Below are 255 nucleotides of genomic sequence, written 5' to 3'. Positions count from 1 at the left end.
GCTTACCACCGTCAACAATTGGGCTTCCCTCAAATTGTTTGGCAAAATCAAGTCCGTCGCTTTACTCCCCAAGAAAAGCAACCCCAAGCGGGCGATCCCAGTGCGTACTTAAATGTTGCGCGTAGTCTCAGCAGTGCGAAAGGGAATCCTTTACCAAAAGTCTCTGCAATGAACATTGACTACGATAAAAAAGTTCCTTATCGTAAGGTGGGCTAAATTCAGAGATTTCTAATCTGCTCTCTTTGAGGAGAAAAC

The 255-nt window shown here is 44.7% G+C and carries 1 protein-coding gene; it reads left to right on the top strand.

Annotated elements, in window-relative coordinates:
• Positions 1 to 216, top strand: a 216-nt coding sequence (locus R0J87_RS22520; RefSeq protein ID WP_498889108.1) for a hypothetical protein, incomplete at its 5' end; no start/stop codon positions are given.
• Positions 217 to 255 lie beyond the last annotated feature (39 nt).

The organism is Halomonas sp. SIMBA_159 (genome assembly GCF_046536035.1).
Classification (GTDB): domain Bacteria; phylum Pseudomonadota; class Gammaproteobacteria; order Pseudomonadales; family Halomonadaceae; genus Vreelandella; species Vreelandella venusta_A.
This window is presented reverse-complemented; position numbering and strand designations above follow the sequence as displayed.